This window comes from Flavobacterium sp. DW-iso2, from assembly GCF_058725285.1.
On sequence record NZ_JBZXDY010000047.1, the window covers coordinates 1 to 13,855 of the forward strand.

6 protein-coding genes are annotated in these 13,855 nt (G+C 33.4%); 4 read left to right on the forward strand and 2 right to left on the reverse strand.

Annotated elements, in window-relative coordinates:
• Positions 1-88 precede the first annotated feature (88 nt).
• On the reverse strand, positions 89-661 hold the full coding sequence (locus tag AC4PRO_RS17830) for a DDE-type integrase/transposase/recombinase (protein ID WP_492118349.1): 573 nt from the start codon (positions 659-661) through the stop codon (positions 89-91).
• A gap of 50 nt (positions 662-711) precedes the next feature.
• Positions 712-1,023, reverse strand: a complete 312-nt coding sequence (locus AC4PRO_RS17835; RefSeq protein ID WP_492118350.1) for a transposase — start codon at positions 1,021-1,023, stop codon at positions 712-714.
• A gap of 341 nt (positions 1,024-1,364) precedes the next feature.
• On the opposite strand from AC4PRO_RS17835, the gene AC4PRO_RS17840 reads away from it, so the two are divergent.
• From AC4PRO_RS17840 to AC4PRO_RS17855, 4 genes are read left to right on the forward strand one after another with little or no spacing between them, the layout of a single operon-like run.
• Positions 1,365-3,353: a fibronectin type III domain-containing protein gene (locus AC4PRO_RS17840; RefSeq protein WP_492118351.1), complete on the forward strand. Its 1,989-nt coding sequence runs from the start codon at positions 1,365-1,367 to the stop codon at positions 3,351-3,353.
• A 4-nt stretch (positions 3,354-3,357) separates the two neighbouring features.
• Positions 3,358-8,433, forward strand: coding sequence for a T9SS type A sorting domain-containing protein (locus AC4PRO_RS17845; protein WP_492118352.1), 5,076 nt, complete (start codon positions 3,358-3,360; stop codon positions 8,431-8,433).
• 1 nt (position 8,434) lies between these two features.
• The gene (locus tag AC4PRO_RS17850; RefSeq protein WP_492118353.1) at positions 8,435-13,078 is read left to right on the forward strand and encodes an AHH domain-containing protein; all 4,644 of its coding nucleotides are present in this window, start codon (positions 8,435-8,437) and stop codon (positions 13,076-13,078) included.
• A gap of 7 nt (positions 13,079-13,085) precedes the next feature.
• Positions 13,086-13,739, forward strand: a complete 654-nt coding sequence (locus tag AC4PRO_RS17855; protein WP_492118354.1) for a hypothetical protein — start codon at positions 13,086-13,088, stop codon at positions 13,737-13,739.
• The last annotated feature ends 116 nt before the right edge of the window (positions 13,740-13,855 follow it).

A 13,855-nucleotide genomic window follows, 5' to 3' on the forward strand; every position in this document is an offset into this window, starting at 1 on the left:
GTAACTGATCCAATAGGTTGGAAATACAGCAGTGCTAGAAATTATGGAAATAATGACCAAACACTTTTAGAGATAGATGTGAATTGATTTATAATGTGGGCACGAGCGGGGGACTTCCATTATCACTTCTAATAACAACGCTTTCAGGATATTGATATTCTGCAAATAAGTCAGAAAGAAATGTTATTACTTTGTTCTGTTTTATTGAAAAAGAAAAGTAATCTTTTAAAATTCTACGGGTATGAACGTCTATGATTGATAGTAAATAGGCATTTTTACCTACACTAGGAATCCAAACCATCTTAATATCCATTTCTATACACTGAAACGGCCTAAAAGTAATAACCTTTCTATATTTTACAAACTTACGCCCAGAACCACTCCTGTTTATCCTATTTTCGAGTTTTAATAAGCCTTCTTCTTTCATAATTCGGTAAAGCTTTTTATGATTAATCTTATATCCATCTCGATGTAAGTAAGAAGTCATTAAGCGGTATCCGCAGTCTATAAACTCATGGCTTAAAATCTCTTTAACCGATGCAATAACAGTTTCTTGACTCACCATTCCTTTGGACTTATTATAAGTAAAGACACTAGGCTTATTGCCTTTTTTGCCAGGACTTGGTCTTCGGTAATAGCTGCTTTGATTCATACCTAACATACAAATGACTTTGCTTTTACTGATTTTATGTTTGCTACAAATACTATCAATTAAATCTTTCTTGGATCGGATGTCCCAAACTTTTTTTTTAAAAGTTCACGTCCAATTTCTAGTTCAATTTCTTTATTAGCTAATAATTTGCGTAGAATTCTGTTCTCTTCCTCAGCTTGCTTTAACTCTTTGCTACGATCGTCATAAGTCAATTTTAAGCCTGCCTCTCCTTGTTTCTCATGCCTTTTCTTCCAACTGTACAAACTTCCTGTACTAACACTGTATTTACGACAGGTTTCTACAACACCTAATTCTTCGCAAGAAGATAAAATTTCCAACTTCTCTTCTAAACTCCATTTCTTGTATTTCATATCTCAAATGTACTATTTGAAATTTAAAATATCACTCCGAACTTATAAGGGGCTAAAATATTAATTTCACTTTAAAAGAGCTAAAATAAGTATGTTTTAAGATAATATTTCACAGTTATTTTTTGTCATCAATTAAAAAATATACTATTTGTTTTGTAGTATTATATTTAAGTTAATAAATAAAATTTTACAATAAACTATTTGCTAGTTCATTATAAAATTTTATTTTTGTTTTTTTTAACAAAAAAATAATTACATAGATAATGTTGAAAATAAATTTTCTTTTTTTGCTTTTTTTATTAACTAGTATAGGGTATTCACAAAAAAATGATGTTCAAGTAATGATTACTGCTCGAGCTCAAAAAGATAAAATTTTACTTCGTTGGGCGATAAACTCACCTATAGAATGGCAAAAAGCAAATAAGAAAGGATATTTAATAACTAGAACAACTTTAATTAAAGATGGTAATGTTGTAAAAAGCCCTGAAAAAGTAGTTTTAACTCCAAAACCTTTAGTTCCAGAGAATTTAGATTCTTGGATTGACTATGTTCAAAAAGATAATAATGCAGCTATTGTTGCACAATCTATTTATGGAGAAAGTTTTGAAGTAAGTGGAGCAAAAGAAGGAGAACTTTCTAGAATTGTAAATATGGTTGATGAGTTAAATCAACGGTACTCATTTGGTTTATACGCTGCAGATATGAATTTTGAAGCAGCCTTAAAAGCGGGTTGGGGGTTTGTAGATAAAGATGTTAAAGAAAATGAAGTTTACGCTTATCAAATAAGTGTTTATGATACGCCCAAAGTTAATTCGTCTTCTTATATGATAGGGTTAAGAGATTATTCAGCTTTGTCTGCGCCCACAGATTTTATTTCGGTTCCAGACGATAAACAAGTTATGCTCTCTTGGGATTATGAAATGTTTAAGCATATTTACACCTCTTTTATAGTAGAAAAATCGACTGACGGGGTGAATTTTAAATCTATTTCTAATACTCCTTTAGTTAATTTAAACGATAAAGACGATCATCCTTCAAAAAGAATGTATTATGTAGACACATTAAGTGTAAATGACAAGATGTATCATTACAGGTTGTATGGTATTACTTCATTTGGAGAAAAAGGAGAAGTATCAAAACCTATTACAGCCACTGGTATTGCAGCTATAGTAACTGCAGCAAGATTAACTGATTATCATATAATCAATTCAAATGAAGTCAACCTTGAATGGGACTTTCCTGCAGCCTCTGAAGCATTTATCAAAGGATATGAAATTAATTTAGCAGATAATGATCGCGGACCTTACTCAGTAGTTTCAAAAGACATTCCTCCCTCACAGCGTAAATTGAGTTTTAAAGACGGTTTATTTCCATCTAATTATTTTACAGTTACTGTGGTGGGTAAAAATAATCAAAGATTAACCTCTCAAAGCATGTTAGTGCAACCAGTAGATTCTATAGCTCCACTTAAACCAGTAGGGCTCGAAGGTATAATTGATTCTTTAGGAGTTGTTCAGTTAAAATGGAAACCTAATCAAGAAGAAGATTTGCGAGGGTATCGTATTTTAAAAGCCAATAATGCAGGTGAAGAGTTTGTGGATATTTATCATGAATCCTATGTAGGGAATAATTATAAAGATAGTGTGAGTTTGAAAATGACAAACAGCAAGGTATATTATAGAATTGCTGCCGAAGATATGCGATTTAACATCTCTGAAGTTTCGGATATTTTAGTATTAGACAAACCGGATAAAATTCCGCCAGCTGCACCTATATTTAAAGATTATGACAATAAAGACGGTAAAGTATATCTAAAATGGATACGCAGTTATAGTGATGATGTTGTAGGATATAGTTTAAGAAGGAGAGAGCAAGGTATTAATAAATGGGAAGAAATCAAGCAAATTAATGATACTATTCAAGAATTTGTTGATGATAGAGTGGAGAACAAAAAAACCTATCAATATGCTATTTTAGCTAAAGATAAAGCAAATTTATGGTCATCCTTAGATCATTCTACAATAACAGTTACCGTTTTAGATTTTTCACCTTTAAAAGTGATTGGTTTTCTTCAAGGGGTTCCTGATAGAGAAAATAAAAAAATTGTGCTAAGTTGGAATTACAACAAGTACAAAGATCAAGTACTAGGGGTAAGTGTTTATAAAAACGAAAAAGGAAGTCCTCCTACTTTATGGAAAGAATTAAATGCCGATGTTTTTACTTTAGAAGATCGCGCACTAAAAATAAATGTAGAGTACGAGTATTATTTAATTCCAAATTTAATTAATGATAAACCAGGAAAACAGGAAAAAACAATTGTAAACTATTAAGGTTATGAAGAAAATTTACTTATTGCTATTTTTGTTGGTTTCTGTATTTAGTTATTCTCAGGAAACGAAGTATGTAGTGACAATATCTAATTTAAATTATGAGATGCTTAAGGGGGTTAAAAACTCTAGTAATGATTCAAAAATTAGAATAACTGTAAAGTTTGAAAGTGGCGATCCACGGGACATTTATCTAAAACCAATTAATAATAAGGGAGATAGAGAGGTCAATTTTAATTTAGAACCATTTATAAGCTTAACTAAACCTACTTCTATTGAATGTTTTGCATTTGTAAATTTTAGAACAGGTTCAGATGCTAATAAAACTATAACTACAAGTGTTAATACTTCTTGCCCAAGCGGCTCTTTTGATGGGGATTATTCACCTAGAATGTCACATATTACCTTTAATTATAAAATTGAACCCATTTTTGCTGTTACTCGTTTAGTTACTGTTGATGATATTTTGCCAACAGGTTCAAAAAAAACGATGATAGCAACTCCTGGCTATGATCTTAATTACTACAGATGGCAATATACTCTAATTCCTAACGCTTCAAATACACAATGGCAAGATTTACCAGTTTATGATAGATCTCCATCTATTTCAGTAAGTGCTTTCGATATTTTAGGAGCAAACGCGGGGCTAAATATTGGTAAAAATATTTATTTTAGAATAAAACCCTGTAGTGCAACTCCAGGAGTTAGTAAGGTATTATCTTATTCTATAAGATTATCTGCACCACAAATTCTCTCATCAGCATCAGTTCAACCCACTTGTAGTGATAGCCAGGACGGATCAATACAAATTACTTTTAACAGAACTTTACTAAATGGCGAACAATTAAATTATACTTTGCTTGATGCCTTTACAGATACACCTACTAGCTATAATGGTATGCTGGCAATTGATGCCAATAAAAAATTTACAATTACCGGTTTACGTGCAGGGATTTATACGCTGCAAATAATAGGATTTAAAGATGGATTGAATACCTCTGTAATGCCAGCAGACCTATTTGCCCTTACAACTTTTACTATCACAGCTCCACCTCCATTAAATTTCACTTTAGATACTAAAAATGTACAATGTTATGGAGGTCAAGATGGCTCCATAACGATTAGCCCAACGGGAGGGACAAGAGCCACAATTGGCAGTGATTATTATTCCTTAGATAATGGAGTAAATTGGTTTTCTTTTCCTAATGACAAGCCTTACACGATAAAGGGTTTACCGCCTGGAATTTATAAAGTAATTGTAAAAGATATGAACGGTTGCATCGCTATGAATCCAGATGGAACTTATAAAAAAGAAACCATAACCATATCACAACCCAAGGCTGCCCTAAAATTAGAATATACTCTAAAAGAAGATCCCTCTTTTTTTGGTGCAGCTAACGGAAAAATTGTTGCGGCTATAACTGGAGGAACAATAAAAGACGATTATACTTATAATTTTGAATGGAAAGATAAAGATGGAAATACAGTTCCAGCAACTGGGCAATACAATGCAGCTGTTGAAACCTACTATATTACTGTAGACGCTGCCATTGCTGGCACATATAAATTAACGGTAACAGATAAAAATTATAGTGCAGCAATTGATAAAGCAGGCTGTTCCATTATTGAGTCTGAGCAAACACTTACGCAACCAGAAAAGATTGTAATCACGGTAGATCAAACCCAAGCAATTTCTTGTAATAGTGCCAGTTTAGATCCACTAGGAAACGCAAACAAAGCTGCTGATGCAATTTTAACAGCTCAAGTTACTGGAGGAATTCAATTTACTGGTTCTGCCAATAACGGTTTGCCTTATAAATTTATTTGGTCAAAATATAATGTTTTAACGGGATCTTGGGAAATTTTATCAGATAAAACTACAAAAGAAGCTGAAAATTTAACAGCGGGTAACTACTCCTTAAATGTTGAAGACGCGAAAGGCAATGTGCAAGGAACCTATAGCACCACACAATTAGAACTTGCAAATCCAACAGAATTTGAAATTATTGAACCTTTACCAATACTCATAACCTTTACTTCCAGTGATGTTTCCTGTTATCAAGGAAACAATGGTTTAGCTGTAGCTAATGTTGAAGGAGGTGCAGGAGGATATACTTATGAATGGTTTAATACAGCTGAAGGAATAATAAATGGTAATACAATTTCGCAATTAGTTGCGGGTACCTATACTGTTGCAGTTACTGATAAGAATGACTGTTTTGCAAAAGCATCTATTGAAATAATCGAACCAGCCTCTTCTTTAAGTATCAATTATAAAGACATTATTACGCCTACATTTGCCGGTGCAACTAACGGAACAATTACTGCCGAAATTTCTGGAGGAACTCCAAATGATGACGCTTCGTACAATTATGTATGGACAAACTCGAAGGGGATTGAACAAACTGCAGTTACAGCAATAATAGGAGGTGTATTTACCATTACATTGGATAATTTGGGAGCCGATGATTATTTTTTAACGGTTAAAGATAAAAATTATGATGCCCTTAAAAATCAAATTATTAATTGTTCAGTATTAGAATCTAAAGTTACGCTAAACGAGCCAGAACCTCTAAAAGTTGTTTTTGAAATTAGTAATACTATTTCATGCAACAGTGGTAATCAATTTGGCAGTAATACAGATGTCACACCTAATGATGGACAGCGTGACGAATCTCAAGACGGTATTTTAATTGCTCACGTAACGGGAGGAACACCTTTGGCAGCAGCCACTAATAATGGTTTGCTCTATTATTTTTATTGGAAAAAGCAACTAACTGACGGATCATGGATAGCCTTGCCAGATATTAAAGGAGAAACAGCTTCAAATCTTGCTCATGGGAATTACGCACTAAATATAAAAGATAGAAATGGCATTGTATTGGGGATTTATGCAAATAATCAACTTACCCAAGAAATTGATGCAATTCAATTCATGCAAGAACCTTCTAAATTAGCAGTTACAATAACTAAAGGCGATGTTTTTTGTAACGGTGGTAATGACGGTTGGGCTACAGCCAATGTAGTAGGAGGTACGCCGCCTTATAATTATAACTGGTCTAATGGCGTTTCGGTATTTGAAAATACCATATTAAAAGCAGGGAAATATGTAATTAATATTACAGACGCTAAAGGATGTGCTACTCAAAATGAAGTAACTATTATAGAACCTATAGCCCCCATTATTGTCAAAGTCGAAAAAACAATTAACCCAAGTTTTTATCAAGCCACTAATGGTGAAATTACCGTTACAGTAAAAGGCGGAACACTATTACCTGATAATAGTTATTGGTTTGAATGGAAGAATAGTAAAGGTGTAGTTCAAAATTCAACAACAACTACTTTTATGGATGGTGTATATACTATCACCATAAGCGATCTTCCTGAAGAAACCTACAATTTAACAATCAGAGACGCTAATTATAGTTTAGCTACAAGCAAAATGGGATGTACTGTCCTAAATACTATGGTATCTCTTGAAGATCCAGATCCTATTGTAGTTACTTTTGAAATTGTAAATACTATTTCTTGCCATGTTGATAATGAATTTGGTAATGAGAAAGACACAACACCAGCAGATAGTCAAAGAGATGAATCGCAAGACGGAATTTTAGTTGCTCATGTAAAAGGGGGAATTAAGTTAGAAGCAAGTCAAAACAACGGTCTACCTTATTTCTATACTTGGAAAAAGCAAAATAAGGACGGAACATGGAGTATTTGGAACGATCAAGATGAAACAGCTCAAAATGTATCCGAAGGGACCTATGCTCTAAATATTGAAGATGCTAATGGTATAAAATTAGGTACCTACACTAATAATGTTTTAGTAAAGGAAATAGATGTTACTCAATACATGCAACAGCCTACTAAGCTAAACCTAACATTTACTAAATTTGATGTAGGTTGTACTGCTGCTGATGATGGATGGGCAGAGGCTCATGTAACAGGAGGAACAGCTCCTTATAGTTTCCAGTGGACTAACGAGGCTACTACTCAAAGAATTGATGATTTAACAACCAATAATTATTTTGTTCTTGTCACTGATGCAAAAGGCTGTAGTATTCAAGGAAGTGTTTTTGTAGGAGATCCTAACGGAGTTATAGCAACCGAAACAATAAAAAATCCAACTTGTTTTCAAGCAAATGATGGATCTATCAATGTAGACGTTACTGGAGGAAATTTACCCTATACTTACAAATGGAGTACAGGAGCTACTACTAAAAATGTTCAAAATCTTGCTGCAGGAAATTATGAGGTAGAAATTTTGTGTCCTGATTGCTGCGTCTATAAAAAGAAATTTGTCCTTAAAAATCCAGACCCTATAATTGTTACTATAGGTGAAGATAGAACCTTATGTGGTGGGCAAACTTTAGATTTAGACGCCACTAATGCTGCTACAAATGCAACATACAGTTGGACTTCGACAAACGGATTTACCTCAAATGAACCAAAAGTCACTTTATCAAAAGCAGGAACCTATCGCATAAAAGTAACTTCGGTTTTAGGCTGTATTGGCGAAGATGAAATTACGATTAAAACAAGTCAAAACGCCATTAGTTCTGAATTTTTAGTGAGTTCGCAAGCTTATTTAGATGAAGAGGTTATTTTAGTAAACACCAGTGATCCTTTTGGAGAAAGTAGCAAATGGAGTATTCCTAGTGGAGTAACAATAGTAGAGCAAAAAGAAAAGTATATTACCTTAAAATTTGACGCCGTGGGCACCTATGCCTTGGGGCTGCAACAAACGCAAGGAGATTGTTTTGCTACCTATACTAAAAATATAGTGGTTGAAAAAAGAACAACAGCAGCGGATGCAAGCTCAAACTCAAAATTCATCACTGATTTTATTGTAGCACCTAACCCAAGTGATGGGAACTTCAAAGTAATTGTCAATTTTGAGGAAATTAGTGCCGTCAATTTAAGATTGTTTTCTGGAGGTGGTCAATTTACTACGATACAAAAGAAAGCCTCAGGAAAGAAAAAGTATGAAGTTGACTTTAACACCACTTTAGCAGCAGGAATGTATATTCTGGTATTAGAAACAGAGCAACAAACGCTTGTTAAAAAAATCATCATCTATTAAAATGAAGAATCATTTCAAAAATATAATCTTATTTGTATTGTTCTCCCTTTCAGGGATAGGCGGTTTTGGTGTTTCGGCTTACGCCCAATTATACCCCGTTCAGCTTACGCCTATTTTTAATAGTCCGTATAGTGTAAAAATTTCGGACTACGCCACTAGCATGGACACTAAAATGCAGTTGCTTATCAATCCCAACGATATTTCTATAAACAATAGGCAAGTACGATTAAAATTGTTTATTCAGGGTAACGGTATTAGTGTTCAAAGCAGTGATTATATTCAAGGGCAACCCCCACTATTTATTAATGGAGGCGAATTAAAAACGATAACTAATACTGATATTTCGGCTTTATTTAGATTAGAAAACCTACAAGGAATTACCGCAGCACAATATGCAAATCCTTTGCCAGAAGGTATGTACACTTTTTGTTTTGAAATGTATGACTATGTCACTAATCAAAAAATATCTCAAAAAAGCTGCGCCAATTTATACCTTATATTAAATGATCCGCCATTATTAAATACGCCACAAAATAAGGAGTTAATAGCATATACAGAGTTTCCTAATATTTTGTTCACCTGGACACCAAGACAAATTAATGCTACTAATGTATCGTATCAATTTGAACTTAAGCAACTTTTTGATGATACCCTAGATCCTCAAATTGGTTTTCAAATGGCTCCTGTTTTACATCAGGAAACACTCTTTGGTACGGCATTACTTTATAATTTAAGCAAACCTGTATTAGTTCCAGGAATGCGCTATGCCTGGCGTGTAAAAGCCATCTCTACAACAGGACTTTCAGAGAATGCGGTGTTTAAAAATGAGGGCTACAGCGAAATTTATTCCTTCAAGTACACCGCCGCATGTGTAGCTCCTAGTTTTGTATTGAGTGAATCACAAAGTACTAAAAGCGTCAAAATAACCTGGCAAGGTGTTCCTGAACACACGCGCTACCAAATTCAATATAGAAAACAGGGTGTGCGTAACGCCCAGTGGTTTTCTAATTACAGCCAAAATACACAAAGCTTACTAACTGACTTAGAACCAGGTATTACCTATGAATTTAGAGTAGGATCTAGTTGCGAATCAGTAAATGATGGGGTGCAATCTTTTACGTATTCAGGTATAAATACCTTTACCACAACTATAGATAATAAAGAGGTAGCTTACAATTGTGGTATTGTTCCAGAAATAAGCATTACCAATCAAAAACCATTAACTAATTTAATACAAAGCGAAACCTTTACTGCAGGAGATTTTCCAGTAACAATTTTAGAATTAGTGGGTAAAAACAGCCCTTATTCAGGTAAGGGGTATATCATAGTTCCTTATTTGGCCGATACAAAAATTGCAGTAGAGTTCAATAGCATCGTTATTAATACAGATTACCAATTAATAAGTGGTGTTGTCGAGACAAGCTACAATCCAGAGTGGAAAAATGTTACTGATGTTGAAGATTTTACAGGCGAAGGTCAGGGCGGACAAATTGAAGAAACCGTTCCGTTTAAAATACAAGATATTGTAATTAATGCCAATGGCGATATTGTAGTTAACGGTACACAAGGGGAACAAATTATAATTCCTGGGGGTAAAGACACTGTTATTAGCGAAGATTTAAAAGATGCCGATGGAAATAGTGTGCCAGGAAAAGTATACACCGTTGACAGTAAGGGTAATGGAAGTAACGAAGGAATTGCCGCAGCTCCAGGTGGCAAACCAGACCCAACAAATACAGACGGGGTAGATGCTAATGGCCAAGCGACTGCCTTTACAGCCCAAGGCGCGAGTATAGCGTTTACGGTAAACAGCAGTACTAAGTATGCCTTTGATGTTATGCCAAAAAATGCCACAGCTGCTTTACAAAAGTTGTATAAAAAAGTAGACGGTGTGGCACTACCTTACAAAGCAGTGGTCAATGGTTTTAGCGATACTCTTATAGCAACTTTAACGCTTACAGATACAATTGTAAAACCCGAGAATATTGTTTTCAAGACACAAAACGGAGCACTTATAAACGCTACTAGAAACGATAAAACATTTGAACTTACCGTAAAAGGAAACCTATCCTATGCCGAAGAGCAAATACTAGCCACTGTAAAACAAGGGGACAAATGGAAAGTAATAGGGGCATTTATGCTAGTGCATATTTCGCCAAAAGAGGTAAATGTAGCCTTAGTTCCTACTGATAAAGTTTCTGAGGATAAGCTGGACGCTATCATTACAGAAACTCAAAAGACCTACAATAAAGTAGGTATTAAAATAAATTTTAAGAAAGAAGGAATACTTAATATTAATTCAGTCGTATCAGGTAATACAATTACAACTGAAAAAAACACCATTACTTCTACTTATAGTACAGAGCAACAGAAAATCAATGCTTTATATAAAAGTGAAAGCTATGTATTATTTATTACTGATAAAACTTCAAGTACAGAACAGCAAGGTTATATGCGCTTGAACGGACAATATGGTTACGTATTTAACTCAGCAAATAGTAGTACACCAGCACATGAATTAGGCCATGGAATTTTTAAATTGGAGCACCCTTTTGAACAGTATAATACTACAGAAAAAAGCACTGATTTATTGATGGATTACAGTCAAGGTACAGTTTTAAACCACCAAGATTGGAAACAGATTAATGATCCTGCATTTAAATTTTATGGGTTTCAGAATCAAAGTAGTGGGGCTTTGGCTGGAGGTGGGCTTGAAGATCTAATTATGGTTTTGAAAAACCTTGCTACAGACTCATTTATTAAGTGCACGGTTTGTGAGGAAAATAAATTTGAAGCAGTCGGAGGTTTTGATGGATCGAAAAGACAGTTTAGAAAGATTTCTTACAATAATAAAACTTATATATGTTTATTAGCATCATTAAAAGAAGGTCATAAAATAGATCTTATAACTGATGACTTATTAAGTTATGCAGATATTATTGGAGAAACTCAGCCTGAATTTGCTCAACTTATTGAGGCTACTAAATCAACTTTCAGTAATAAGAAAGATTTATTAGCTGTAATAAGTAATAATTCTCAATTAGTTTCATGCGATGTAATTTACCCTTTTAGCAATGACATTTGTGCAGGAGGAAAAATGGTAGATGATCAAACACTTTTAAATGTAAGTAAAGAATTAGAAAATTGTTACTATTCAGATTTTTTACCGAAACTAGTTGCTGGTTATTTAAAGGAAATCACTACCAATTCAAGAAAGAATCAAGGAATTGAATTTGTCAAAGACGGTAAAGTTTATAAATTAAATGGAGATGTAGTCGAAGAAGTTAAAACACCATTAAGTGATGATGATATTAGAAATGGAAAATGGACTGATACCGCAATTGATGTTAAAATTAGAGTAACTCAAAACAAAGAAGGAGTATTTCAATATCAAGCTGTAGGAATTAGAAGTAATTTCACTGTAGCTTTTAAAAATGTTGATCAAGCCAAACTTAAAAAAGATCTTGGAGCACATATAGAAAGACAAGGTAGCCTCTATTTTCAAAAGTATAAAGTAACAGAAGCAGATTTAACACCAATAAAAATGGGTGTTAGTTTGAATAATGATAGTGAAGTTTTTGCAGATGGTAAGAACATTGCTATAGATAATAATGCAACATTCTTCAAAATTTCATCTGAGGGAATAGGACTTTTAACGACGTTCTTACAAACGGCATTAGTAGAAGAAACTGCTTATTTAAATAGTACCGAAAAAAACACTATAATTCACGCACCAGGACTTGTAACTGGGACTTTAGAAAGTGGGGCAACTGTTGTAACAGATGTGACGAGTCTTTGCTCAATGGTTTATGATTTGTCTACAGATGATAAAGCGAGAACCGATATGTGGACTGGACTTATTAAGCTAAAGGACGCTGTCAAAGATGAGCCTTCTGGAGTAATACCAATCTTTGTTCAAATGCTAAGTGGCAATACAAATGATGAGTGGGCAGCAATTGCAGACAAACAGACAGATGAAGGTAAGAAAGGGCATTTATACTCAAGAGGTGTAGTGACTTCTGTAAAAAGCGTCCTTGTAGGTGGAGCGCTAATTACAAAACTACCAGCTCTAGCAGAGGAATTAGTAGGCAAGATTAAAAATGTTATCAATACTCTTAAACATTTTGATATTGCTGGAGAATTTGCTAGAGGAAATAATATTGTATTAAATACGATTGAATGGGGAACCAAAAACTTTAAACTCAAATGGGAGAAAGTTGGTGGAAAAATTACTTTTGGAGAAAGAAGTGATTTAGCAAAAATTTTGGGAACTACTGATAAAATAGAAGCTCATCATATAATGCCTTGGAAGGTATGTGAAAAAGATGAACTGGTACAGTTGGCTGCATTAGATGGATTTCATCCTAATTTGGTTGAAAATGGTATTGGATTAGAAAAATATACTAAATTAGTAGGTGAAGGTATGCATGGTAATCACCCTGCCTATGATGCTTATGTTAGTACTCAATTAAATAATTTTAAAAAGGTAAATAAAAATATTACACCCGAACAGGCTAATAAATTTTTACAAGAAACGTTAATTCCTGATTTAAAAAAGAAAATAACTGCAGCTGGACTAACTGACTTGAATTTAAATCAATATTTTAAAACTACAATCAATCCAGGTGTTGTGCCTAACTATTAAATAAATTATGAAATATTACAGCTTAGCACCTACTGATGATTTAGATATTATTGGAGAATATCCACAAGCATCAACTACAAATGATAGTTTATTCGGTTCTCCATTTTCTACAATAAAGGTCAATTATGGAGACATTCCAGATGAAATACCATTCTTAGAACTTGTACTTGAAGAAAATGCTAAAATAACGGATTTATTAGGAACATATAATCCTTATTTTGGATTATTAATTGATGAAAAACTTAAAGATATTTTTTCAAATATTAAACTACCAAATCATAGGTTTTATCCAGTTAATGTTTTTTTTAAAAACATACCCTTGCCATATTATTGGTTTAATTTTTACGATAATATTTTTCCATATTTGAATATGGAAAATTCAAAGTTTAGTATTGAATATAATGAACAAAAATTAGAATATAAATTTAAATCAGAGAACTTTTTTAAAGAAAAAAATATTGAATGCATAGAGGATTTTAATAAAACATTAAGAATTGAAAAAATTCATTTATTAGATAGTTTTCCTAGATATGATTTATTTGAATTTGAAAATTTTGTTTTAATTTCCGAAAAATTATTAAGTATTTTAAAAGAGAATGATATTACTGGATATGAAGCAAAAACTTATGAGATATTACGATTTGATCCCCCGCTGGCTTAAGCGTATGCTAGCGCGAGCGTCTCCCCCCTGCTGGCTTGAGCGTATGCTAGCGCGAGCGTCTCGCTCGTGCCCACAAAGTAAACACAATATTAATTAAATGAGTACAAAATATAAAT

Excerpts from the sequence above, each read along its gene's own strand:
- AC4PRO_RS17830 (WP_492118349.1), bottom strand. The coding sequence starts at position 661 with ATGTTAGGTATGAATCAAAGCAGCTATTACCGAAGACCAAGTCCTGGC.
- AC4PRO_RS17835 (WP_492118350.1), bottom strand. The coding sequence starts at position 1,023 with ATGAAATACAAGAAATGGAGTTTAGAAGAGAAGTTGGAAATTTTATCT.
- AC4PRO_RS17840 (WP_492118351.1), top strand. The coding sequence starts at position 1,365 with ATGATTACTGCTCGAGCTCAAAAAGATAAAATTTTACTTCGTTGGGCG.
- AC4PRO_RS17845 (WP_492118352.1), top strand. The coding sequence starts at position 3,358 with ATGAAGAAAATTTACTTATTGCTATTTTTGTTGGTTTCTGTATTTAGT.
- AC4PRO_RS17850 (WP_492118353.1), top strand. The coding sequence starts at position 8,435 with ATGAAGAATCATTTCAAAAATATAATCTTATTTGTATTGTTCTCCCTT.
- AC4PRO_RS17855 (WP_492118354.1), top strand. The coding sequence starts at position 13,086 with ATGAAATATTACAGCTTAGCACCTACTGATGATTTAGATATTATTGGA.